Annotated in this window: 14 protein-coding genes; 6 read left to right on the plus strand and 8 right to left on the minus strand. The window is 34.5% G+C overall.

Annotated features, from left to right (window positions below):
* Positions 1–183: 183 nt before the first annotated feature.
* The 5 genes from JQC67_RS10160 to JQC67_RS10180 all read left to right on the plus strand — a co-directional run bounded on the left by JQC67_RS10160 (position 184) and on the right by JQC67_RS10180 (position 5,770).
* The gene (locus tag JQC67_RS10160) at positions 184–1,560 is read left to right on the plus strand and encodes a 3-keto-disaccharide hydrolase (protein ID WP_203252698.1); all 1,377 of its coding nucleotides are present in this window, start codon (positions 184–186) and stop codon (positions 1,558–1,560) included.
* A 15-nt stretch (positions 1,561–1,575) separates the two neighbouring features.
* Positions 1,576–2,934, plus strand: a complete 1,359-nt coding sequence (locus tag JQC67_RS10165; protein WP_203252699.1) for a Gfo/Idh/MocA family protein — start codon at positions 1,576–1,578, stop codon at positions 2,932–2,934.
* 9 nt (positions 2,935–2,943) lie between these two features.
* Positions 2,944–4,029, plus strand: a complete 1,086-nt coding sequence (locus JQC67_RS10170; RefSeq protein ID WP_203252700.1) for a DUF6807 domain-containing protein — start codon at positions 2,944–2,946, stop codon at positions 4,027–4,029.
* A gap of 18 nt (positions 4,030–4,047) precedes the next feature.
* Positions 4,048–4,656, plus strand: a complete 609-nt coding sequence (locus tag JQC67_RS10175) for a 3-keto-disaccharide hydrolase (RefSeq protein ID WP_203252701.1) — start codon at positions 4,048–4,050, stop codon at positions 4,654–4,656.
* Between the two features lie 79 nt (positions 4,657–4,735).
* The gene (locus JQC67_RS10180; protein WP_203252702.1) at positions 4,736–5,770 is read left to right on the plus strand and encodes a LacI family DNA-binding transcriptional regulator; all 1,035 of its coding nucleotides are present in this window, start codon (positions 4,736–4,738) and stop codon (positions 5,768–5,770) included.
* A 229-nt stretch (positions 5,771–5,999) separates the two neighbouring features.
* Here the strand turns inward: JQC67_RS10180 and JQC67_RS10185 are convergent, their stop codons facing one another.
* From JQC67_RS10185 to JQC67_RS10205, 5 genes are all read right to left on the minus strand, one after another.
* Positions 6,000–7,637, minus strand: a complete 1,638-nt coding sequence (locus JQC67_RS10185) for a RagB/SusD family nutrient uptake outer membrane protein (RefSeq protein ID WP_203252703.1) — start codon at positions 7,635–7,637, stop codon at positions 6,000–6,002.
* A 34-nt stretch (positions 7,638–7,671) separates the two neighbouring features.
* Positions 7,672–10,776, minus strand: coding sequence for a SusC/RagA family TonB-linked outer membrane protein (locus tag JQC67_RS10190; protein ID WP_203252704.1), 3,105 nt, complete (start codon positions 10,774–10,776; stop codon positions 7,672–7,674).
* Positions 10,777–11,549: 773 nt separating this feature from the next.
* Entirely contained in the window at positions 11,550–12,212 is a 663-nt protein-coding gene (locus JQC67_RS10195; RefSeq protein WP_203252705.1) for an ABC transporter ATP-binding protein, read from the minus strand.
* Between the two features lie 35 nt (positions 12,213–12,247).
* The gene (locus tag JQC67_RS10200) at positions 12,248–14,617 is read right to left on the minus strand and encodes an ABC transporter permease (protein ID WP_203252706.1); all 2,370 of its coding nucleotides are present in this window, start codon (positions 14,615–14,617) and stop codon (positions 12,248–12,250) included.
* Positions 14,610–17,102, minus strand: coding sequence for an ABC transporter permease (locus JQC67_RS10205; RefSeq protein ID WP_203252707.1), 2,493 nt, complete (start codon positions 17,100–17,102; stop codon positions 14,610–14,612). The genes JQC67_RS10200 and JQC67_RS10205 overlap by 8 nt, the downstream gene beginning before the upstream one ends.
* Positions 17,103–17,471: 369 nt before the next feature.
* Between JQC67_RS10205 and JQC67_RS10210 the strand changes: the two genes are divergently transcribed.
* Positions 17,472–18,557 carry a PepSY-associated TM helix domain-containing protein gene (locus tag JQC67_RS10210; RefSeq protein WP_203252708.1) on the plus strand — a complete coding sequence of 362 codons (1,086 nt, stop codon included), beginning with the start codon at positions 17,472–17,474 and terminating at the stop codon, positions 18,555–18,557.
* 35 nt (positions 18,558–18,592) lie between these two features.
* Here the strand turns inward: JQC67_RS10210 and JQC67_RS10215 are convergent, their stop codons facing one another.
* From JQC67_RS10215 to JQC67_RS10225, 3 genes are all read right to left on the minus strand, one after another.
* The gene (locus tag JQC67_RS10215; protein WP_203252709.1) at positions 18,593–20,989 is read right to left on the minus strand and encodes an ABC transporter permease; all 2,397 of its coding nucleotides are present in this window, start codon (positions 20,987–20,989) and stop codon (positions 18,593–18,595) included.
* Between the two features lie 245 nt (positions 20,990–21,234).
* Positions 21,235–23,655: an ABC transporter permease gene (locus JQC67_RS10220; protein ID WP_203252710.1), complete on the minus strand. Its 2,421-nt coding sequence runs from the start codon at positions 23,653–23,655 to the stop codon at positions 21,235–21,237.
* 52 nt (positions 23,656–23,707) lie between these two features.
* Positions 23,708–26,182, minus strand: coding sequence for an ABC transporter permease (locus tag JQC67_RS10225; RefSeq protein ID WP_203252711.1), 2,475 nt, complete (start codon positions 26,180–26,182; stop codon positions 23,708–23,710).
* Positions 26,183–26,206: the final 24 nt, after the last annotated feature.

Below are 26,206 nucleotides of genomic sequence, written 5' to 3' on the forward strand. Positions count from 1 at the left end.
CATTTATTATAATAGTGACGGTAATTGAATTAACTTACTTCGTTATTAATTTAACCAGAATAATTGGGTACAAGTTAAAAATATTTTTTACATTCGTTAACGTTAACGTAAAATATTTTTAACAACCTTTTTTCTACTTAAGAAACGAAAAAATACAACTAACTAACTTAAAAAGAAGTACTTATGATTAAAAATGCAACTTTGAATTTGGTTTTTGCACTACTAATCGGATTTTCATGTTCTGCTCAAGACAATTGGGAAATGTTATTCAATGGAAAAGACTTGAAGAATTTTGAGCAATTGAATGGAACTGCTCCATATGAAATAAAAAACAAGGAACTAATAGGCACATCAAAAATGGGTACGCCAAATAGTTTCATGGCTACCAAAAAGAAATATTCAGATTTTATTTTAGAGTTTGATGTTTTTGTAGAAAACGGTTTGAATTCTGGTGTTCAATTTAGAAGTATTAGTTCTCCTGATATTATGGATGGGCGAGTACACGGTTATCAATGTGAAATTGAAACTAGTTCAAGAAAATGGGCTGGTGGAATTTATGACGAAGCTAGAAATGGATGGCTTTATCCGTTGTCACGTAATAAAAAAGGTCAGCAAGCTTTTGTTCCAGGTCAATGGAATCATTACCGTATTGAGGCAATTGGTAATACTATTCGCACTTGGGTAAATAATGTTCAATGTGCTAATTTGGTTGATGATACAACTGCTGAAGGTATTATTGCATTTCAAGTTCATGGAATTGGTGATCATAAAGAACTAGAAGGAAAAATTGTTAAGTGGAAAAACATTAAAATCAAAACAACTGATTTAGAGAATTCAAGAAACGCGGTTGATTCTGATGTTCCTGAATTTAGTTATTTATCAAATAAACTTACAGAAAATGAAGTACGTACCGGCTGGCGTTTTCTTTGGGATGGTAAAACTACTAATGGATGGAGAGGAGCAAAGCTTGATAAGTTTCCAGAAAAAGGTTGGGAGATGAATGATGGTATACTTACTGTTCTTTCTTCTGGCGGTGCTGAATCTAGAAATGGTGGTGATATTGTTACTACAGATTCTTTTAGTGATTTTGAATTAAGTGTTGATTTTAAAATGACCAAAGGTGCTAATAGTGGTATTAAGTATTTTGTAGATTCTGAATTAAATAAAGGTGAAGGGTCTGCAATTGGTATGGAATTTCAAGTGTTAGATGATAAAGTTCACCCAGACGCGAAACAAGGAAAAAACGGAAACAGAACAGTTGGCTCTTTATATGATTTAATTCGTGCAGAAAATAGTGATAGTTCAAGAGGTAAAAACTTTAAAGGAATTGGGAAGTGGAACAATGCAAGAATTGTTGTGAAAGGTGGCCATGTTGAGCATTGGTTAAACCAAGTTAAAGTTGTTGAGTTTGATCGTTTCAGTCAAATGTTCAAAGCCCTTGTAGAAAGAAGTAAGTACGAAAAATGGGAAAATTTCGGACGTATACCTGAAGGTTTGATTTTGTTACAAGATCATGGTGATGAGGTTTCGTTTAAAAATATAAAGATTAGAGAGTACTAATAAATAAATATAAGAATGGATAAGGCAAGGCGAAATTTTATTAAGAAAAGTACACTTGCATCAAGTGGAATTATTTTAGGAACCAATGCTATGACCGCCAAGAGTTATAATAAAATAATTGGCGCAAATGACCGTGTTAGAGTGGGTATAGCTGGTTTTTCAAATAGAGCTAAAGGCGCATTACTACCTGCATTTAATGGACATAGTAAGGCACAAAACTTCGAGATTGTAGGTGTATCTGATATTTGGAATAGAAGACGTGATGAAGGCGCAGCTTTTATTAAAGAATTGACAGGTGATAAAATTGCCCAGTGGAAGAATAATGAAGAAATGTATGATAAGAACAAGATTGACGCTGTTCTTATTTCCACAGCAGATTTTCAACATGCCTTACATACAGTTCAAGCTGCTACTGCAAAAAAAGATGTGTATTGTGAAAAGCCTTTTGCAGAAACTATGGACGATGCCCGAGTAGGTATGAAAGCTGTAAAAGATTCAGGTATAGTTTTTCAAATTGGATCACAAAGAAGAAGTGGTGCAAACTATCACACTGCAAATGATTATATAAAATCTGGTAAGTTTGGTGATATCGTTATGGTTGAAATGACCTGGAATGTGAATCAACCAGGTAGATGGCGTTTGCCAAAATTGACGAAAGAGATTAAAGAATCTGATGTTGATTGGAAACGCTATCAAATGAACAGACCTGAGGCCGCTTGGGATCCCAGAAAGTATTTAGAATATCGATTATTTTGGCCGTATTCTTCAGGTATACCAGGACAATGGATGTCACATCAAATAGATACGGTTCACTGGTTCTCAGGGTATAATCACCCAAGAAGTGTTGCTGCCAACGGTGGTATTTACTTATGGAAAGATGGAAGAAAGAATTTTGATACCATGTCAGCCGTTTTTGATTATGGTCCTTCTGATGATTTAAGTTCAGGTTTTCAAGTAACCTATTCTTCTCGTTTCACAAATTCTGCTGGTGGTACAAAAGAAATATATTATTCAAATGCAGGTGAATTAAATTTAGATACCAATAAAGTAAGTGATAATGGTGGGTTAACAGAAAAGTATGCCAAGGCTATGGATATGCAACCAAACCGATTAAAAGGATTTAATCTTTCTGAAAATGCGCCTAAAGTTGTAACATCTGCAAATACGGGTGCTGATAATATGACCTCACTTCATATGCTGAATTGGATGGAATGTGTGCGTAGTAGAAAAACAACAAACGGGCCAATTGAAGCGGGTTACAATCATTCTATTGCAAATATAATGACAACGGCCGCATTGAGAACAGGTTTAAAAGCTACGTTTGATGAAGCAACTCAAAATGTATTAGCAGGTGGTAAAGTGTTTAAATATTAAATTATAACTATGTTGAAATTTTCAAAGAGTATCCTATTAAACTGTACAGTTGTTTTATTGGTATTAGTTTCTTGTAAAGAGAAAAAAAACAGTACCTCAGAAGAAACTGAAGCAAAAGAAGTTATGCAAGAATCATCAAAGGTGAGTTTTAGTACAGACGAGGCCAATAAAAAAGTGGATGTAAAAATCGACGGAGAATTATTTACAAGCTACGTTTATGATGGGCAGACACCAAAACCTATTTTGTATCCTGTTATTACAAAAAGTGGTAAAACAATTACGAGAGGTTTTCCTTATGCGCCCAGACCAAATGAACGAGTTGATCACCCACATCATGCTGGTTTGTGGTTTAATTATGGTGATGTAAATGGTTTAGATTTTTGGAATAATTCGTATGCAATCCCTGATGAAGACAAGCATAAATATGGTAGCATTATTCATCAAGAAATAATAGGAAGTGATGATGCAACTGGGAGTTTGAAAATTAGAGCTGTATGGCGTTCACCAAAGGATGTTGATCTATTAGAAGAGATTACGGAATTCCATTTTTCTGAAGATGGAGATACAAGAATCATAGATCGTTCTTCTACTTTGAAAGCACTTGAAGATGTGTCTTTTAAAGATAATAAAGAAGGTATGATTGCGATTCGAGTGGCGCGTGAACTTGAATTACCAACAGATAAACCTGCGGCATATACAGATGCTGAAGGAAATGTCACAGAAGTAAAAGCACTAAATAATGAAGGTGTAAATGGTAATTACTTTGCTAGTGAAGGTCAAACCGGAAATGATGTTTGGGGTACTCGTAACAAATGGGTAAAACTTGAAAGTAACATTGATGGTGACCCTGTGTCAATTACAATTTTAGATAATAAAAAGAACGTTGGTTACCCTACATATTGGCATGCACGTGATTACGGTCTTTTTGCTGCAAATACTTTAGGTCAAGAAGTTTTTTCTGAAGGAAAAGAGGTTTTGAATTTTAAATTAGCTAAAGGTGAATCAACTACTTTTTCGTATCGCATAATAGTGCATAATGGTTCTGAACTTTCTAGTGAGCGAATCAATGAATCATTTGATGATTTTAATAACTAAAATAATAAGAACATGAATATGAAACCTATTTTTTTGGTTGTCTTAGCCTTGATTTTGACAACGAATTGTTTTGGACAAAATACAGATTCTAAGAAAGAAATTCTTTTTGATGGTACTGATCTAAGTCAGTGGGTAGTGCCAGATAATAATGTGTTTTGGTTGATAGAAGATTCAAACCTTTGGGCTAAAAGTGACCCAGAAAAAACGGGGTCAATATTATGGACTAAGAATTCATATAAAAATTTTAGTGTTCAACTAGATTTTAAATTTGGAGAGGGTACAGTTGATTCAGGTATTTTTATGCGAGGTGATGATGAAAAGAATGCACAAATTCAAATAGGAGAATCAGGATCTTTAAAAAGAGACATGACAGGTTCACCATATGTTCCTAAATTAAGTTACCCGGTAGAAGCAGAGGGGATAAAGGAATTATTGAAAATGGATGATTGGAATACGATGAAAGCAACAGCTGAAGGTAACACCTACACTGCGTGGCTTAACGGAGTTAAGGTGATGACTTATACCCTAAAAGATGCTAATCTTGAAGGCCCAATCGGTATACAGTTGCATCCGAATAGAGATATGAGTATTCAGTTTAAAAATATCTCCGTTGAAACATTAGATTAATAAGAGTAAGATATTAGTTCACCTGACTTTCAGGTGAACTAATCTTTCGGTTTGAATTTTAACTTTATAAGATTCTGTTATGAGTATCAAAAGAATAGCCAAGTTGGCAAATGTGTCTATTGGCACCGTTGATCGTGTATTACATAATAGAACAGGTGTATCAAAAGAAACAGAAAGAAGAGTACTTGAGATTATCAAAGAAACTGGCTATGTTAGAAATACTACGGCCAGCCGGTTAAAACTTGCCTCATTAAAAAAAATAAAAATTGCAGTACTATTTCCTGAGGCTAAGCATAATTGGAACTATTGGAAGCTACCAAAAAAGGGAATTACAAAAGCTGTAAATGAGTTAAATGAGCTTGGTGTAGTTGTTGACGAATTTTTATTTTTTGACTCAACATCTTTTAGAAACCAGGCTGATAAAATTGTGCTCGATGATTATGATGCATTAGTGACAGTTGCATTTTTTAAAGAGGAGAGCAATGTTTTACTTCAAAAAGCAAATGCTAAGAAAGTTCCATTAGTATTTATTGATACTGAAATGGATTTAGATAGTCCTGCAAATTTCATTCGACAAGATTCGATTAAAGCGGGAATGGTGGCAGGTAGACTGCTACATGGATTGGTTGGTGAAACTGGACAATACTTTGTTGTTAATATGCTAAATGATCGCGGTATTCATGCGAATAATAAACAAAGAGAATCTGGTTTTAGAGCATATTTTGATAAAAAGGGGATACAAGTACCGATAAAAACTATTAATTATTCTATGGTTAATGAGTTTGAAGTCACTGAAGAAATGAAAATTTGGTTTGATTCTGAAGGTCCTAAAGGAATTTTTGTTACGAATTCTAAATCGCATTTACTACCTGAGATTTTTGAAACCTATAATGTAACTAATACCTCAATTGTTGGTTTCGATGTAAACAAATCCAATTTAAAGTATTTAAAAAAAGACAAGATAAATTTTTTAATACATCAACAACCAAGAAATCAGGGTTACGCCGCTATAAAAGGCTTGTTTGATTTTTTAACAAAAGGAGATGCTGCTGCCTTAAATTTAGATATTCCAGTAGAAATAGTAGTCAAAGAGAACGTACCTTCTTCTAAATAGGCCTAAGAAATAGCTTTATTTTTCTACAATCCGCTATTACAAAGACAAATAGTCCCTATTTTTTTACCCTAACTTAATTGTATTTATATAAAAGACAAATATTCATTATTTGTTAATTGGTTTCTTTTGCTTCTAAAATTTATTTCTATTCTTAAAACTACTATAATTAAAAACCCTCTCATTTAAAAAAATGAGAGGGTCAAAAAAACTAACTCAAACAAATACTTTATTATTGAGGGTAACCTGGGTTTTGCTGATAGCCACCTACAGTTCTATCAATTTGGTTTTGTCCAATTGGACGAACATTATGATATTCTTGTATGTTTCCTGCAGCTTGTATGTTGTGTAATTTAACTCGCTCTACTAATTTTCCAGTTCTTGTAAGATCCCACCATCGTGCATGTTCACCGTACATTTCTCTAGCGCGTTCATCTAGTAAAAAGTCTAATGTAACATCGGCTCCCGTAATCTGCATAGCAGCTTCTTGACCTGGAACAGCAGCTCTTGCGCGCACCACATTTATATCATCCGCAGCACCACCTGGATTACTCTGCTTAAGTTTTGCCTCTGCTCTTAACAAATAAGCATCTGCCAATCTCATAAGAACAACATCTCTTTGCCCTTGTGTTTTTTGACGATCAGGTCTAGTATCATCAATCCACTTGTTCATAGAAGGAAATACACGCTCTGAATAGTCTTCATCAGCAGTATATACCACGTATGGCGCTGCATCTTTTCGCGCTTGCGGCCATTCGATATCCTTTCCTGGTCCAGGAATATATAACGCCGTATCGCCTACAGCTAGATTTCCTCTTTCATCACTGACTTCTTTATTTGCATAGAATACGTGCTTAAAGCCTTTATCATATCGGGTATCGATAGTTCTGTCTATAAGTCCTAAAAAGAATGGTGTTGGTCGAAATCGTTTCCAAGGTCTACCATTTGCAATATCTCTAGACATACCTCTACGAACATCATATTCCATCAAGAAATATAAATGTCCTCTATGACCTTCATCATCTGTACCATCATCAACTGCTGCTTTTGAAATTGTCAAATTCCAAATGATTTCTGAGTTTTCTTGATTGTTGATGTCCCATAAGTCACCGTAATCAGGTAATAACTCAAATCCGTAATTATTAATTACATTTCCAAATAATGTTTCAGCTCTTGAAGCATCATCTGCACCTGCATATGATGTATAACTGCGTCTTAGTAACACTTTTCCTAATAGCATTTCGGCAGCTGCTTTTGTAGCCCTACCATATTCTTCCGCTACATTTGGAAGGTTGGCAATTGCAAATTCTAAATCCGGTATAATTGCTTGAGAATAAACCTCTGCTGCTGCTGTTTTATTAGCTTCCGTCTCAACTCCAACGGTTTCTTCTAATGTTAAATGCACGTCACCATAAGTTCTAACCAAATCAAAATAATAAAATGCGCGCAACCAACGTACTTCAGCAATGCGAAGTGTTTTTAATGCTTCATCCATTTCTACATCTGGAGCTCTATTGATAACTCCATTTGCTTGGTTAATACCTCTATACCAATCTCTCCAGCACTCATTCACGTAACTATGTGATGCATTAAAGGAACCATCATATAAATTTACTCTTTTATGGCTTCCATCTGCTCCGTTGGTGAAAATATCGGTACCAAAAGTTGTCATGGTGAATCCTCTTTCGGGACCATAGAAACCTTTTAACCATGCGTAAGTTGCATCAACGGCATCATCTAACCCTTCTGAGGTCGAATAATGGTTTCCTGCCGCTACATCAGAAATAAGTTCTTCTTCTAAAAACTTCTCACACGACTGCGTTATAAATAGCAGTGCTAACAGCAAGAATGTATATTTTTTTATATTCATAATATTTAATTTATCTTGTTTAACAATACAATTTTTAAAAAGTCACGTTCAGCCCTACGGAGAACATTTTGTTACTTGGAACGGTACTACTAGAAACACCATTACCACCATCATCATCATCTTCAGAAACTTCTGGATCGAAGGTTTCATAATCAGATAAAAACCATAGGTTTTGACCAGCAACATACAATCTTAAATTAGAAATATTCAATTTCTCTGTTAACTTACTCGGAAAATTATAACCTAATTGTAAGTTTCTAAGTTTTACATAGCTACCATCAAAATACGATAAAGTAGATGCGTTTCTTGGACTTTCTTGATTCTCATTTGGTCTTGGATTGGCATTTGTTGGATTATCAGGTGTCCAAAAATCTACATCTAGGTTATTATATCGTCCAAATAAACCATTATTACTATCATGAAAACGCGACCTGATCATTTGACCTTGACGGAAATAGAAGAAGAAACTTAAATCCCATCCTTTATAATTGAAAGTATTAGTAATACCCCCGTAGTAATCAGGAATATCTGATCCTAAAATAACTCTGTCTTCATCAGTAATTACACCACCACCATCTTGATCTTTTAATTTTATTTCACCTGGCACCTTATCTTCAGCACTAGCTGCTAAAGCTGCTTCACTAGTCTGATAGATTCCAATTTTCTCATAATCATAGAAAACGTTTAATGGTTGACCAATAAACCATCGGTTACCAATATCATCGGCAGGGTTGCCATTTTCATCCAACTTATTTAGTGCCACAATTTCCTCTTTATAGCTTGCAATGTTAAAACCAACATTCCAATTAAAGTTATCAGTGCTTACAATGTCACCGTTGATGCCAAATTCAACACCTTTAGTTGCAGTGTTACCCACATTTAATAAAGCACTTTCATAGCCTGATGTTGATGGTATACCTGCACTTAAAAGAAGGTCACTAGTTTTAGTTGAGAAATAGTCAAAGGAACCGGATACCCTGTTATTTAAGAAACCGTAATCAAAACCAACATCAATTGTTTTTGAAACTTCCCATTTCAAAGCATCATTTGGTATATCTTGCAAGTAAAATCCTAAAGCAGGACTTTCACCAAATGCATAATCTGAACCACCAAGTGCACCTTGAGTTTTGTAAGGGTCTATAGCTTGGTTACCAACTTCACCATAAGAAACTCTTAGTTTTAAGTCAGATATGAAATTTGAATCAACCAAGAAGTCTTCTTTAGAAATTCTCCAACCAGCTGAAACTCCTGGAAAATAATCCCATTGAGATCCTTTTGCCAATCTTGAAGATCCATCAGCTCTTAATGAAGCTTGAAATAAATACTTACCATCAAAATCATAATTCAATCTACCCATGAATGATGCAAGGGTTGATTCTTCTAATCTAGAAGTAATTGGACCTTTTACTGAAGCAGTACCTAAGTTGTAAAATTGTTGCGATTCATACGGAAGATTAGAAACTTCTGACTTCGAACGTTCTTCTCTTGAACTTTGAATACTTTGAAGTAAGGTCATTCCAAAATTATGTTTGTCATTTATGGAAGTGTTATAATTCAAAATATTCTCTAAAGTATATCCAAAGTTTTGAATATTTTCTATTTCTGCATCACCTGGTCCACCACGATTGTCATTTGTTTTACTACCTCTGAACTCACCTCTTCTATAGTAGCGAATGTCAGGTCCAAAATTGGTTGTCCATTTTAAACCTTTCGCAATATTTATATTTAAGTAAACAGGGGCGAATATACGGGTCACTTTTCGTTCATCAGCAAAAGCACCATCTACTAATTCGCTTAAAGGGTTGGTTCGAATACCATCATTAGTAGGTAACAATTTAAGATTACCTTCAGCATCATGTGTCGTTCCTAATGGGTTGTTTGACAAAGATTCGCCCATTACTGCATTTGATCCATAATTTTGAATAGAATGTGAAATAGTAAAAGACATTCCTATTTTAAATACATCACTAATTTTATGATCCAAGTTTAATCTTCCGGTAAAACGTTCAAAGTCCATATTGCTAATGATACCTTGTTCATTAAAATAACCAACAGAACTATTGAAATTAGTTTTCTCAGATCCCCCGCTAACACTTACTTGGTGGTTGGTTTGCCAACCATTATTCAATACTAAATCTAAATAATCAGTACTACGACCTAATGCTAAAGATTCTAATTCAATTGGGTCTTCAAAAACTTGATCATCTGCAGGAATTGTGCCACTCCACGCAGGATCGCCTTCGTTTGCACCTCTTCTTCTAGATTCACGTTTTAATGCAGCAAATTCTTCACCATTCATCATATCTACTAATCGAGTTGCCGAAGTAACACCATAGTGCGAACTATAAGTGACTTTGGTGTCGCCTACACGACCTCTTTTGGTTGTAATTAAAATTACACCATTCGAACCTCTTGAACCATAGATGGCTGTGGCAGCAGCATCTTTTAGTACGTTCATTGATTCAATATCTTGCGGGTTGATATCAGCAACTGCTGACGTACCACTTATTTGTGGAATTCCGTCAATTACGTAAAGAGGATCATTTGATGCTGAAATCGAACGACGACCACGAATACGAACTGTAGAGTTTTCACCAGGTCTTCCACCATTAGCCTGAATATCAACACCAGCTACTTGCCCTTTAATTGCATCAATACTACTTGAAGTAGCAATTTTTTCAATGGCATCGGCACCAATTGTTGCGATAGAGCCTGTTACAGACCCTTTCTTCTGAGTACCATAACCTACAACTACTACCTCGTCTAGTTGGCTTGCATCAACCTCTAAACCAACATTAACAATTGATTTTCCATTGACAGCAACTTGAGCAGTTTGATAACCAACATAACTAACGAGTAAAACCGCATCAGAGCTAGCACTAATCGAATAATTTCCATCAAAATCAGTTACAGCTCCAGTAGTTGTACCTCTAACTACAACACTGGCACCTGGTAGTGGAGAATTGTTTTCATCGGTAACAGTACCTGTTATTGTTGTCTGTAATTCTTCGATAGAAGTAATGTATTCATTTATTCCAATATCGGCATGGACAGAAGTCATGCCTACTGCACAACATACGAACAGTAGTAAAAAACTTCTTGCCTTAGGCAATTGTCTTTTTAGAAATAATTTTTTCATATTAAATAGTTGTTAAGTGAATTAATTTTTGAGTTAAATATTGGTTTCATTAGTTGAAGACGAAATCAATTTAAAATGTAATAAAATAAAGTGATGTAATATCTTACTTAATTTAAAAGTGTTCATGGGCTTTTGTTTGTGCTCTTCATTTCGTTTTTTTTCGTTAATAATTTGATAAAATATGCAGTTTAGAAATGCATCAATCAGATAAAATTAACATAATTTTTAGATAATGAGCTATAATTGCAGCAAAAAATTATTGTTTGTCAAGAATACTTATAGGGTGTTCGTTAACGTACACGTTGCGTATCGTTAACGTACACGGGGTTCAAAGTACTTTTAGACATAAAAAAATGCTGTTAAAAAAAAGTAAAAGAAAATTAAAATATTATTGTTAAAAAAATAGGGAATGCGATGTAGATATTAATTTCTTAATTTTTTATGGTTTGGTTGTATTGAAATAATCCATTCCATAGCCTCATGCACAAAATAATTATTGTACTTGAAGCTTAACAATTTCATTATTTGTTAAATAAGATTGCTATAAATAGAAAATACGATGCATTCTGTTGTATACAAAGGGCAACTATTCAATACCTAGTTTATAGATAGGTAAGAAATCACCTTTCAAACGAATACTATTGATATTAACGAAATGAGATAAATGATTTCGAGAATATAGAAAAACTGGCAGTTATCTGTATTAATGATTTTCTATTAGGTAATCTTACGAAATACCAAAAGAAACTGCGCATACCAGGTATAAATCGCTTTTAAATTTTACGACCATCTAGTAAATTGATAATACGTTTACCATATTGGGCATTTTTTTCAGAATGTGTAACTTGAATTATGGTAACACCTTCCTCGTTTAATTCTTTAAAGAGTTCCATAATTTCTATGCCTTGTTGCGAATTTAAATTGCCGGTTGGTTCGTCAGCCAAAATAAGTTTGGGTTTAGATATTAACGCACGGGCCACACCAACTAGTTGCTGCTGGCCACCACTTAATTGACTTGGAAACAAATCTTTCTTACCAACAATATTAAAACGGTCTAGCATATCAGCTACCATAGCTTTTCGTTCTGAACCTTTAAGTTTTTTGTATAATAGGGGCATCTCTAAGTTTTCATAAACAGTTAGTTCATCTATTAAATGATAGGCTTGAAATACGAAACCGATATATTGCTTATATAAGTTGGCGCGATGCTTCTCTTTGAGTTGATGTACGGGTTCATCGAAAAAATTATATTCACCTTCATCAAAACCATCGAGCATTCCGATAACATTGAGCAAAGTAGATTTTCCTGAACCAGAAGGTCCCATAATAGAAATAAATTCACCTTCTTCAACTTGAAGGTTAATATCCTTTAAAAGGAAAACACGTTGTCCACCTTGTTGTACCCATTTGAAAATGTTGTTTAATTGTAGTAGCATTTTATTAAGTTAAGATATTAGATTATAAAATTAAATCATTCCGTTCGTAAGCTTTTTGAAGGATTTGTGGTGGCAACTTTTAGGGTCTGATAACTAACAGTTACTAATGCAATAGCTAGCAGAAGTACACCTGCTGAAAGAAACATCCACCATTGAATGGTGATGTGAAAAGCAAAGTTTTGTATCCAATGCTGCATTACGTACCATGAAATAGGCACTGCAATTAATAACGCTAGACCAACTAATTTTATAAAATCTTTAGAGAGTAATTTGAACAACCCTGCAATATTTGCCCCTAAAACTTTGCGTACAGCAATTTCTTTGATTCTTTGATTGGCAGTGAACATAGCCAGCCCGAAAAGTCCTAAACATGAGATGATAATAGCTAAGGTTGTAAAAATGGTAGACAGTTGTTGTATTTTTTGCTCTTCTCGATATCCATTTTCAATTGCCTCATCTAAAAAATGATATGAAAATGGCAGGTCACTGAATTTTTGATGTGTTTTCTGCATATGAGCAATAGCATCTTGAGTGTTACCTGCTGTTGTTTTTATATACAGCAACCATGTTTCATTGGGTCTGCAACGTAAGATCATTGGTGCAATTTGGTTATGCAAAGAGTTGAAATGAAAGTCTTTTACGACACCCACAATTTTGCCGCCTTCATCACCCCAAAACTGCATCGATTTTCCTATTGGGTCATCCAAGTTCATAAGTTTTAAGGCAGCTTCGTTAATCATATAATTAAGTGTATCAGTGGCGAATGTTTTTGAAAAACTACGACCTTCTACAACCTGAATATTGAGCATTTCTAAAAGTTCAAAATCTAAGTCTAGAATTGAAAATGATTTTATAGGATCGTTTGCTGGTCGACCTTCCCATGTTGGATCTTGTGTTGAACCACCCATATCTATAAAATTAGTTCCTGCAGCACTAACATTTTTTATTCCTGAGAAACTAGCGAGTTCTTCTTTGATGGTTTTTGATTGCAATATGGTTTGTCCATCCAAAGGCATAAAAATGATGTTCTCTTTGTTAAGACCTAAATTTTTATTTTGAATGAAATCAAGTTGAAGATATACAACCAATGTTCCCGAAATCATGGCCATGCATAAAATGAATTGGAAAACTACCAAACCTTTGCGTAATGCTGATTCAGCACCTTTGCCCTGCAGTTTTTCATGGAGTGCATTTGTGCTTTTAAAAGAAGCCATACTGTATGCAGGATAAATTCCGGAAAGTAGTATTGTAGCTAATGCGATGGTACTCAAAATACCATAAAAACGTGGTTCAGTAAAATCTAATGCAAGCGACTTTTCTGTAATAACGTTAAAGAATGGTATTGAAATATAAGAAAGCATAAGAGCGACCAGTACTGAAATAAAAACCAAGACAATAGATTCAACAAAAAACTGGGTTAACAAAGAAAGTTTACCAGCTCCTAAAACCTTTTTTATTCCAACCTCTTTGGAACGTTTTATGGCCCACGCCGTGGTTAAATTAATAAAATTGAAACAAGCGATTAGTAAGGTGAAAACTGCTATAATTCCAAACAAAATTACATTGTCTATTCGCCCGCCAATAGGAGATCCATTTTCAAATTTAGAATAGAGATATCTATCCTTTAATAGTTGTAATGATAAAGTTCTATTAGCATCACCACCAATTGTATTAGGAATGTCTTTTATCTTTTTACTTAGTTCAGTTAAATCGGCGTTTTTTTTATTCAAAATATAGGTTTGTACCCACGTGTTACCCCAACTTTTATTATTCATTGGCAAAAAAGTATCTAACGGAACTACGGCTTCAAATTGAATAGTGGAATTTTCAGGTAGCGATTCAAAAACAGCAGTAACCATAAAGGGTTCTTCTGTTTCATCTAAAATGAGATTTACCGTTTTACCTAATGCATTTCCATCAGGAAAAAGAAGCTGTGCCTTTTCTACAGATAGCACAATATTTTTTAAATCGGTCAAACAATTTTTTACGTCACCTTCTTTTAACGGAAATGAAAACAATTCAAAAAATCCTACATCAGCGCCAATTACTTTTGCGTTTATGGTTTTTTCGCCAAAGTTTGTTACAACGTCACGTTGCCAAGTAGTTCGAACAACTTTTTCAATCTCAGGTACGTTATCTAAAAGCGCTTCGCCAACAGGGTAACCTGTACCATTCCATGAATCGCCTATACCATCTTCAGAAACAAAAGTGCTCATTACTTGACTAATTCGGTCTCCATTGGTATGAAAACCATCTTTGTCTAATTCATCAACAATCCACAACCCAATCAATAACGTACACCACAGGCCAAGCGATAGACCAACAATATTAATTGTAGCATAGCCTTTTCTTTTTAAGAGATTTCTGAAGGCTATTTTAAAGTGATTCTTTAGCATATTATTCATTTCGTAATGCTTCAGCAGGATTTATTAATGCTGATTTTAAAGATTGTGAAATAATTGAAATGGCCGCAACAAATAAAACAATGAGTAAGGGCACAAGAAACATCCAAATATTTAGGTCAATCTTAAAAGCATAGTTGTCTAGCCAATTAATGGTAATTAAGTAAATAATGGGGAGTGCAATAAGGCCAGATATGAGAACTAAGCTGAGTAATTTTTTGGGGATTATTGAAAGTGCTTGAATCACTGTTGCCCCCATAACTTTTCGCACACTTATTTCCTTTGTTTTTTGCATTGCCATATGTGACCCTAGACCGAACAGACCCAAAGCAGCTATAAATATTGCGAGAATTGAAAATATTAGACAGATTGTACCGAATTTTGAATCCGCTTGATATTGTCGATTGAAATAATCGTCGATAAAAAATGAATTGTAAATATCATCTGGAAAAAATTCTTTGAACGTACTTTCTATTTGATTTGAAGTTTCTCTAATGTTATCACCAGCAAGATTTACTGTAATATACGATGCACCAAAGCCTTTAAAATTCATAAAAACGATGGGGTCGTATGCTTTTTGTAAAGATTGTTGATGATGATCTTCAACTACACCTATTATTTCGGCTGTGCGATCTATTGGCCCAAATTTATAAATCATCTTTTGATCTATTGCATGTTCAGGATTCATAAAACCTAAAGATTTAGCTGCGGAACGATTGATCAGTACGCGGTGTCCATTGGCTATGGGTCCATTACGAGAATACATTGTTGTCGCATCTTCTTTAACAAAATCTCTACCCGCCAAAAGATTAATAGCATAAGTTTTAATGAAATCTTGATCTATGGTAACAAAATTGGCATTTACACCTTGTTCTATTTGTTCATGCGCTTGTCGTATAGTATTCCCTTGAATTATGGCACTGCCAGGAACTTCATCAGATAATGCAGCATTGTTAACCTGAGGATTTTGAATTAACTCGCGTTTAAAAGTTTCGATTTTATGTTGTGTTGTAGAATCTTTATATGTTGGCGCAGCAAGTACTAAGTTTTGACTGGAATTGAATCCGAGGTCTTGATTTTGCATAAAAGAAAATTGATTGTACACAATGTACGTGCCTGATATAAGTGCAATTGATATTGCAAATTGCGCAATTACCAATCCTTTTTGTAAAGCATTTCCTTTTGTGGTTTTGTGAAATTTTCCTCTTAAGACTTCAATAGGTTCAAAACCCGATAAAACAAAAGCGGGGTAGAGACCAGCTAAAATTCCACCTACAAGAAAAATTCCGAACAAGGATAACCAGACTTGCCATTTAGCCCACATTCCAAAATTTAAAACTTCAAATCCGATTAAAGAATTAAAAGAAGAAATTAATACATTTATTAAAACAAATGATACAATTATTGCGAAGAAATTAATTATCAACGATTCATATAGAAATTGATTTATAAGTGTAGTTCTATTCGCGCCAACAACTTTTTTAAGTCCGACTTCTTTAGCGCGCTCCATTGATTTTGCTGTCGATAAATTAATAAAATTTATCATTGCTATAGCGATGATAAAACCCGCCACAAGTAATAAAAAGTATAAGGTACCGTTACTTCCGTTTGGTGATATTTCTTTTAGTAAATTTGATTTTAAATGAATGTCTTTAACGGGTTGTAATGCCATTCTAGCTTCAAAACCATGTTCGTTCATTATATCACCCAAATATTTTTTTACAAAGGATGGGAATTTTGCATTAACAGTACTTGGATCCATGCCTGGTTTTAATTTTACATAATTGTAAAATTCAGGCCATACCCAACTATTTGCAAAATCGCCCTCCTGACCGAAAATATTAAAGGAGATAATCATACCCATAGGTAAATGAGTATTTTCTGGTCTTTCTTCAAAAACACCCGAAACTTGTAATGCGAAATTATCGTTGATTTCTAAAAGCTTACCGATTGGATCTTCATTACCGAAAAAACGTTGTGCTATTTTCTTGGTCAGAATTATTGAATTAGGTTCAGTAAGTGCAGTTAAAGCATCACCTTGTATTAATGAAATATCAAAAAGGTTGATTATTTCATTGTTAGCAAAATAGATATAATCATCTTTTGCTGAGGTTTTTATTTCTTCGCCTAATGGGTTAGTATAAGAAAAATGCACTGTTCCTCCTAACGGAATAGGTTTATCCATTAAGCGGGCGTAACTATCAACCTCTGGAAAATCGGCAACCATTGCAGCGCCCACTGTGGGATGATTTGTAGCAGAGGTTACAAAACCATTATCTCCTAAATTTGTAGTTAAGGTTACACGGTATAAATCATCTACATCAGTAATAAAATCATCATAACTTTTTTCAAAGGAAATGTATTGAATCAACAAAATAAAGGCTGTAATACCTATTGAAAGTCCAAATACATTAATAGCCGTAAAAAGTTTGTTCTTTAAAAAGAACCGTAATGCGATTTTTAGATGATTTCTGAACATGGTTCTCATTTTTATTAATTAAAATGCGCGATACTGGAAATTATAGGACGATTTTCGTGCCATATATTTAAAGTGCTGAAATTCAATTAACTACTTAAATTTATGTGTCGGGTTATTTTATTTTGTGTCAAAATATTTTACATAATTTGTATAATATTTTGACAATATTCCTTCGTATTCTAAAAAGTAATTTCAGCCACCAAACTTCTATTTTGTTGATTGAATTTACCTAAAAACGCAATACACTTTTTAATTAAATTAATTTCACTTGGGATATTTGGTATTGGGCTATTAGTAAAGGTAGAAGTACTAATTATTGATAAATAAAATTATATTTATATCGATAAGATTAACACCACATTTGACTTCCTTTAAAATATGAAAATTTGGATTAGAAAAATACATCTATGGTTAGGGCTGCCCTTAGGTGTTTTGTTTTTTATAATTGCATTTAGTGGAGCTTTATATAGTTGGGCACCGGAGATTTCAACTATAATTTATAAAGAGAAAATTAATCCTCAAAATATTCCTTTTGTTTCAGTAACTAAAATTGTGGAATCTGTTAACAACGCTTTGCCAAAGGGCGATTTTAGAACAGTTTATTATCGAGGACCATCACTTGCCACTCAAGTATTACTTTACGCACCTGGCACCTATTATATTGCTAATGTTAATCCGTATACTGGTAAACTTATTCATCTACAAGATATGAATACGGGGTGGTTAAATAATTTGAAAAAATTACATCGGAATTTATTGTTGGGAGATATAGGCCGCGAAATTGTGCATTGGGGAACGCTTTTATTTTTCATTATGGTGCTATCTGGGATTGCGCTTTGGTGGCCTTCAAAACTTTCACGAATTAAAAATGGTTTAACTATTAATTGGAAAGCGCGACCGAAAGCACTCAATTATAATTTTCACAATGTAATGGGTTTTTATGCTAGTCTGATATTAATTTTTATTATAGGAACTGGACTTTTTTGGGGATTTAAAGTTGTGAAAAATACGTTTCGCTCATTGAGCAATGAACAATCCATTACGTATGACATTCCAACTTCTAATGTAAATCTAAAAACAAACAACTTGCACAATGGGTTTCAAATTATGGAGCAGCTAGGCGTACGATTTAGAAAAGATTTTCCTCAACATTACATTCGAATTAGTAATCCACATAAACCTAAAGATCCCATACATGTTTCTATAATAGATAAAAGCCAAAAGGATAGTTCCGTTAATCATTTTTATTTTGATCAATATACGGGTAGAAACTTACAAGGCAATTTTGAATATGGACTTAGTGAAAAGGCCAGTATATTTACAAAAGTGAATAGCTTAGCGTATGATATTCATTTTGGCTCAGTTTTAGGATTTCCAGGTAGGCTATTAGCCTTTTTAGCATCATTGATTGCTGCTTCTCTCCCTATAACTGGATTTTATATCTGGTGGGGAAAGAGGAAATGAAATTTTCATTTTCGTAGTAGTATTTTCATGTTTACTTACTCCGTTCGTAAACTTTTAACCGGGTTTGCATTTGCGGCTTTTATAGCTTGGAAACTTACCGTTAGTATTGTTATTGCCATTGCACCAATAACTGCTAGTGCAAAAATCCACCATTCGAGTAATACGTGATACGGATAGTCTTGCAGCCATCCGTTCATTACATAGTACGAAATGGGAATAGCTATAAAACATGAAATAATTACCAATTTTAAAAAGTCTTTTGAAAGCATGTTCCAAACATTAAAGACAGATGCTCCTAACACTTTTCGCACTCCAATTTCTTTGGTGCGTTGCTCAGCAACAAATGATGTTAGCCCAAATAATCCTAGACAACTAATAAGTATTGCCAAGGCTGTGAAAACTCCGGATAATGTGCCAATACGTTCTTCGGCGGCAAACTTCTCTCCATATTCATCATCGATAAAATCATACTCAAATGGTAAATCTGGAAAATGTTGTTTAAATACGCTCTCAATTGTCGATAAATTTTGAGTAGCACTTTGCTCAGGGTTTAAACGCAAGTTGTAATAGCTAGAACCATTTTTAGCAAAGACATAAACACCTTGTTTTACTGGCTCGTAAGGCGATTGCGTAATCATATCTTCGACAACACCAATAATTTTTAAAGGTGGGTTTGGGTCTTCTTCATCGTCATCGATTAAAAATTTGCCAATAGGATCTTTCAGCCCCATATATTTTACTGCAGTCTGATTGATGAGTAAAGCATTTGTATCTGATGCGAATTCTCTTGAGAAATCTCGACCATCAACAATTTTCATGTTCAAAGTTTTTGCGTAGTCGTATGAAACCTCTGTCCATGCTAAATCTTCTTGAAAACCTTCAGGTTTCCCTTCCCAATTGAAGCCTCCACGATTCGACCAAATTTGAGTAGTCGGGCTACTAGATGCAGACATTTCTATAACAGCATTTGAGGCTAAAAATTCGCTTCGCATTAATTCATATTTACCAGCAAAATCTTCACTAAAAGTGGGGATCTGCACTAAACCTTCTTTATCATAACCAACAGGTCTATTTTTCGCATGATTTATCTGCTGCATTACTATTACGGTTCCGATAATAAAAGCAACTGAGACTGTAAACTGCACAACTACGAGTATTTTTCTTGGCAGCCCTGCATATTTGCCAGCTTTAAATGTTCCTTTTAAAACATCAACAGGTTTAAAAGATGATAAATAAAGTGCTGGGTAACTACCGGCAATTAAAGAAGTGAATGCGATAAATAGGAGGGAGCTCATCCAAAAAAGGCCATTGCTCCAAGGAAATGATATTTCTTTTTTCGATAAATCATTAAATCCATTTAATGAAAGTAAAACAATGACAATTGCAATAAAAAACGCGAATAGAACGACTAAAAAAGATTCACTTAAAAATTGATAGATTAGCTGGTTTCTTTGAGACCCAATAGATTTTCGAATACCAACTTCTTTTGCTCGTTTTTCAGAACGCGCTGTGCTCAAATTCATAAAGTTTATACAAGCAAGTAATAACACAAACAAGCCTATAATACCAAAAAGCCAGACATATTTTATACGACCACCAACTTGCTTTCCGTTTTCGAAACTACCGCGTAAGTGCCAGTCTTTCATTGGGTGAAGAAACAATTGTGGATTGAATTCGGCAGTGTCTTCATTCAATTCTTTTTTGACATTTACAATGGTTTGAGTCACTTTATCCATTGTGGTGTTTTCCGGAATTTCAACAAACATTTGAAACGAATTATTTCCCCATTGATCTTCGGCATTGCGCATCCACTCTTGATGCGCCAATAAATTGTCCCATGGCATTAAATAATCTGTGTCGTGAAAAGTATTGTTTATTGGTATATCTTCATATACAGCTGTAACCGTGACATGATATTGATTATTGATTTCTATGTCTTTACCAATAGGGTCTTCATTTTCAAAAATTGCAGTTGCAATAGATTCAGAAAGCATTATAGAGTTAATATCTCGTAAACCGTCTTTTTCACCTTTTACTATTTTTAAATCAAAAAGTTCAGGCCCCTCTGGCTGCATAAAATTTCCATTTTTAGAAATCTGTTTTTCCTTATAGCCTAAGTATCTAGAAATGGACCAAGATGACATAACCAGATGTTTAAAATTATCTGAATAACCGTCTCTAAAAGCTTTTTCTAAAGGTCGTGGTATTGCAGGCCCGGTGCCAGTTTCACCATTAAAAGTTTGCGATTGATATACTTGAGCTATTTTCGATTTTTTACTGAAGTAGCTGTTATAGTTCAACTCATCTTGAATCCATAGTCCAATAATTAATGTTACCGCCATACCTAATGCGAGCCCACCAATATTAATTATTGAATAGCCTTTGTTTTTCCAGAGATTTCGCCAGGCAATTTTTAAATAGTTTTTAAACATGATTGTTCGTTTTCTGATCCACCCGAGGCGGACAGGTTGATGATTACTACTAGTTGATGATTACTACTATTTAATAGCGACTAATTTCATGCCATACTACTAAGTAGTTATTTTACAGTAGATTGTGGTGAATTTAGTTTTTTATAGTGTAAAATTTTTTGACAGTACATGTACAATATATTTACAAAGACTATTTTATTTACGAATCGTTACAGTCACGTAAATATCAGTTAGTTAAAGTTGTATTATTCTTTCCTTAAACTTTTTATTGGGTCAACATTAGCAGCTTTAACAGCTTGAAAACTGATGGTTAAAAGTGCAATTAGTAATACACCCATAATAGCGGCAGCAAATACCCACCAAGGTATAACAATACGGTTGGTATAGTTTTCCAACCATTGTTCCATAAAATAATAAGAAACAGGAATCGATATAAGCCCTGAAACCAATATCAATATTGCAAATTCTTTGGAGAGCATTTTAAATAGACTTGAAATGGATGCCCCCAACACTTTTCTGATTCCGATTTCTTTGGTGCGTTGTTCCGCCATAAATATAGCCAGACCAAACAACCCTAAGCAGCTTATAAGAAGTGCCAAAAATGAGAATATTCCCGATAATTTTCTCATACGTTCTTCAGCTTTAAATTTGTTTCCGAAGGCGGTATCAACAAATTGATAATCAAACGGAACACTAGGCGCAAATTTTTGAAAAACCGATTCTATTTGAGCCAACGATTCCGTAACACTTTTGCCCGGTGCTAATTTTAGATTGATTAAATTGGTTTCATCGTATTGTATAGTATATATACATTGCTTCACCGGTTCAAAGGGCGATTCTGTTATCAGGTTTTTGACCACACCTATGATTTTATGCTCCCCATCAGACCATCGTATGGTTTTCCCAATTGGGTCTAGCAGGTTCATATATTTTACGGCAGCTTCGTTCAAGATGTACGCAGAGGAGTCCGAAGCAAAATCCCTTGAAAAATCGCGCCCCTGAGCCATTTCCCATCCTACGGTTTTTCCAAAATCGTGCGACACGTAATTACTATTAATATTGGTTATAAAATTAGAATCCTTTCCTTCCCATTCATATCCGCCGTTACTGTGCCAGACATCTGTTAGTGGGCTTGAAGATTCTGTCATTTCGGTAACTGCTCCTGTTTTTTTCAATGCTTCACGTAGTGAATTGTACTTGCCATCAAAATCTTCAGTACTTTTTTCTATCATGATAAGTTCGTTCTTATCATAGCCTATTGGTAGATTTTTGGCATGTTGAATCTGCCGATTAACCACTACAGTGCCCACTATCAGAATAATGGAAACTGTAAATTGAATTATGACAAGTGCTTTGCGAAACGACATTGTTGATGATCCTGTACGAAGCGTTCCCTTTAATACAGTTATCGGGCGGAATGATGACAGGTAGAGTGCTGGGTAGCTTCCTGCCAATATGCTTGTAACCATGACCAACCCCAAACCAATGGACCAAAATATAGGATTAAAGAGTGGGAAAATTATGTTTTTGTCGGCCAATTGATTGAACAACGGCAAAACCAACGCAACAAGTGCAATGGCTAGTAAAAAGGCACTAAGAGTTACTATAAACGATTCAAACATAAACTGCCCAACCAATTGCTTTTTGTTTGACCCTACGGTTTTTCGTATACCTACTTCTTTGGCTCTTTTTTGAGCTCTAGCGGTAGAAAGATTCATGAAATTAATGCAGGCCAATAACAGTACAAAAATTCCGATGATACCGAACATTCGAACATATTGAATAGCCCCGCCAACAGATACCCCGTTTTTAAAACTGGATTTTAAATGCCAATCTTTCATAGGATGAAGAAAGATTTGCGGTTTACTTTGTTTGCTGTAATCAGGAACATGATTATAAAGTATATTCTCTATTTTATCATTAACGTCTTGCATAGAAGACCGATCGGATATTTGCACATATATTTGATAGGAATTGTTGTCCCATAATTTTCTGTCTCGTGCCGTTTTCACCCAATCGTTTGAGGCAACGTAAAGATCCCAAGGAGCTATAAATTGGAGTTTCTTTGGTTCTGAAAAAGCACTAAGGGCGTCAAAAATATTTGAATTGCTGGGTAGCTCTTCAAAAACACCTTTTATGGTCACGTATTTGTCGTTATTTACCTTAATGGTTTTGCCCATAGGATCTTCATAGCCGAAGAATGCTTTGGCTGTAGATTCAGAAATTACAATGGAATTTGGGTCGTTTAGGGCATCATGATTTCCCTTTAGCATATTTAATGAGAACATCCGAAGGGCGTCTTTCTCCATAAAGGCACCGTATTCGTTCAGGTTTTTTTCTTCTACGGATAAAATATTGTCCCCTGGGAAGCAACCCATAACTACATGTTCAAAATCATCTGCGTAGGTATTTCGTAATTCATCAGCCAACGGATAGGGTAAGGTATATCGGGTACGGGTTTCGCCATTGTTTGTTTTATTAACCAATATTTGCGCAATGTACTGATGGTTCTTAAAATTTGTATTGTAACTTGTTTCATCATAGATCCATAACCCTATTAGAATGGTGATGGCAAGACCCAAAGCCAGTCCACCAATATTGAGAAGGGAATAGGTCTTGTTCTTTAACAAGTTCCTAAACGTGATTTTTATATAGTTTTTAAACATGATGCGTGTTTTTTGATCCACCAGAGGCGGACAAGTTGATGCTGTTATTTATTCATTCTGAGCGTAAACTTTTTGTTGGGTTAGCCATTGCTGATTTTAAAGATTGAAAACCAATAGTTAACATAGCAATTGTTAATGCAATAATCCCTGACAATAAAAACAACCACCAAGGCATTTCAATTTTATATGCAAAATCTTGCAACCACTTATCCATAAAATACCAAGCAATTGGGGAAGCAATTAGCATGGCAATTACAAGCACTTTTATAAAGTCGCTTGCTAGTAAGCTTACGATTTCAGTAATAGTTGCACCCAATACTTTTCGTATGCCTATTTCTTTTGTTTTCTGCTGTGCTGTGAAAGCAATTAGCCCTAAAAGGCCCATACAAGCAATAAAAATGGTTAAGAATGCGAATACACTAAATAGGTTTGCCTGCCTTTGGTCTGAATCATAAGCGGCGTTTAAATCATCATCTAAAAAAGCATACTCGAATGGGATATTGGGCTGGTAGCTAGTCCATTTGCTTTCAATATTTGCTATAAGTTTTGCAACGTTTTTAGATTTTATTTTTATGGTGATATAAGAAACACCTGTTGAATAACTTTTCGATGCGTTTGAGAATAGTGCAAAGGGTTGAATATGGCTATGTAGCGATTCCAAGTTAAAATCCTTTAAAACACCAACCACCTTGTAAGATTCCATTTTGCCGCCTGGGTATTGAATCATACTACCGATGGGGTTTTGCCATCCTATTTCTTTGGCCGCAGCTTCATTAATAATTACAGATAAAGAATCATTGAATTTGGGCTCAAAACCTCTTCCTTCAGTAAGTTTTAAATCTAAAGTTGACATAAAATGTTCATCAACCAAGTAAGATTGTAAAATAATATCTTTTGCAATAGTATCGTCCGAATTAATTGTTTCTGGAAAGTAAAAATCTCCAAAAGCATCTTTAGTAATCATACCTGAAGAAATTGAAGCACTATTTACTTCTGATAACCCTTCAAGTTCTGATCTAAAGGTTTCTTCACTACCCTCAAGTTTTTCGGTATTTTGAACAACTAATAAATTTTCTTTATCATACCCTAAGTCTCGATTTTGCGCATAGTTCAATTGCAGATAAATAACTCCAGTGGCAATAATCATAATTATAGCAATGGTAAACTGAAAAACTACGAGTCCATTTCCAATAAATCCACCTTTATTAGTTGATGTGCCTGCCACCCCTTTTAGCACATGAACCGCCTTGAAGGAAGTTAAATAAAAAGCGGGATATATACCCGCCAAAAGGGCAGTTAATAAACTAAGACAAAGAATAAATAACCAGATTCCATTTTGAAATATCGTTTCAAAAGGAAGTGTTTTACCTGCTAACTGATTAAATACTGGTAAAATAAACCAAACGATTAAAATTGCTAAAATTGTAGCAATAATTGTATAGAACATAGCTTCAACAAGAAATTGTTTTACAAGCTGAATTCTAGGCGAACCTAACACTTTACGGATGCCAATTTCTTTACTTCTTTTTGATGCCTGAGCCGTCGCTAAATTCACAAAATTAACAGAAGCTAAAACGATTATAAAAAATGCAATAACACCAAATATGTATAAATTATTGATGCTGTTTTGTTCGGTAATTGCAGATTCTATTTCACCTGAATGCAAATGAATATCTGTCAATGCTTGTAAGTGTAAGTCCCATTTATTTCCATTTTCTAAAAACTCTTCATAGGGCTGTCCAATTCGATCAAAAGCATTTGCGGCGTGTACTCTAATGAATTCAGGAAATTGAGATTCTAAATGAGCCACTGTTCTCGGATTTGAAGCAGCTTTTTCTGTCAATTTCACGTAGGTTGCCATTTGCAGCCAAACCCAACTCCAGTTAAAGTAAGTGACACTTCCAAAATTTTTAACAGGCATTAGTATATCAAAAGTTACTGAAGTTTGTAATTCAGTCATATCTTGCAAAACACCTGTGACTTTTAAAGGCTTTCTTTCTTTTCCGTAGAAAAGAATTTTTCCCATAGGGTCAACATCGCCAAAATATTTTTGTGCGATTTGATTTGTAATAACAATACTGTTTAATTCTGAAAGGCAAGTTTGTGGATTGCCTTTTAGCAATGGATAACTTAAGATATCTAGAAAATTTGCATCTACAGCATAGACATTATTTTCATTAAATGTTTGCTTTTCTGTACCATTGGAATATTCAATAACATCAACGCCGGGTCTATAAATTCGGGTATAGCTCTCAATCTCAGGGAAATTAGCAACAAGTGTTTCTCCTGCTGGTGGTGGTGTGTAGCCATTATAAAATTCGCCATCACCCATCTTCCCATTTATATTAACGCGATATACTTGGTCAGCATCTTTGAAGAAACGGTCGTAGCCTAATTCATCAGTAATAAATAAAGCAATCAAAATCACACAGGTTAACCCAATAGCAAGACTAGAAATATTGATAATGCTATAGCTCTTCTGCCTAATAGCATTTCTAAATGCGATTTTGAAATAGTTTTTAAACATGATGCGTGTTTTTAGCTGATAAAT

The organism is Aurantibacter crassamenti, from assembly GCF_016811105.1.
Taxonomy (GTDB): domain Bacteria; phylum Bacteroidota; class Bacteroidia; order Flavobacteriales; family Flavobacteriaceae; genus Aurantibacter_A; species Aurantibacter_A crassamenti.

What these genes read in the sequence shown, in the direction of transcription:
- JQC67_RS10220 (WP_203252710.1), bottom strand. Translation starts at nt 23,655, where the DNA reads ATGTTTAAAAACTATATAAAAATCACGTTTAGGAACTTGTTAAAGAAC.
- JQC67_RS10180 (WP_203252702.1), top strand. Translation starts at nt 4,736, where the DNA reads ATGAGTATCAAAAGAATAGCCAAGTTGGCAAATGTGTCTATTGGCACC.
- JQC67_RS10170 (WP_203252700.1), top strand. Translation starts at nt 2,944, where the DNA reads ATGTTGAAATTTTCAAAGAGTATCCTATTAAACTGTACAGTTGTTTTA.
- JQC67_RS10225 (WP_203252711.1), bottom strand. Translation starts at nt 26,182, where the DNA reads ATGTTTAAAAACTATTTCAAAATCGCATTTAGAAATGCTATTAGGCAG.
- JQC67_RS10205 (WP_203252707.1), bottom strand. Translation starts at nt 17,102, where the DNA reads ATGAGAACCATGTTCAGAAATCATCTAAAAATCGCATTACGGTTCTTT.
- JQC67_RS10175 (WP_203252701.1), top strand. Translation starts at nt 4,048, where the DNA reads ATGAAACCTATTTTTTTGGTTGTCTTAGCCTTGATTTTGACAACGAAT.
- JQC67_RS10160 (WP_203252698.1), top strand. Translation starts at nt 184, where the DNA reads ATGATTAAAAATGCAACTTTGAATTTGGTTTTTGCACTACTAATCGGA.
- JQC67_RS10195 (WP_203252705.1), bottom strand. Translation starts at nt 12,212, where the DNA reads ATGCTACTACAATTAAACAACATTTTCAAATGGGTACAACAAGGTGGA.
- JQC67_RS10215 (WP_203252709.1), bottom strand. Translation starts at nt 20,989, where the DNA reads ATGTTTAAAAACTATTTAAAAATTGCCTGGCGAAATCTCTGGAAAAAC.
- JQC67_RS10210 (WP_203252708.1), top strand. Translation starts at nt 17,472, where the DNA reads ATGAAAATTTGGATTAGAAAAATACATCTATGGTTAGGGCTGCCCTTA.
- JQC67_RS10185 (WP_203252703.1), bottom strand. Translation starts at nt 7,637, where the DNA reads ATGAATATAAAAAAATATACATTCTTGCTGTTAGCACTGCTATTTATA.
- JQC67_RS10200 (WP_203252706.1), bottom strand. Translation starts at nt 14,617, where the DNA reads ATGAATAATATGCTAAAGAATCACTTTAAAATAGCCTTCAGAAATCTC.
- JQC67_RS10190 (WP_203252704.1), bottom strand. Translation starts at nt 10,776, where the DNA reads ATGAAAAAATTATTTCTAAAAAGACAATTGCCTAAGGCAAGAAGTTTT.
- JQC67_RS10165 (WP_203252699.1), top strand. Translation starts at nt 1,576, where the DNA reads ATGGATAAGGCAAGGCGAAATTTTATTAAGAAAAGTACACTTGCATCA.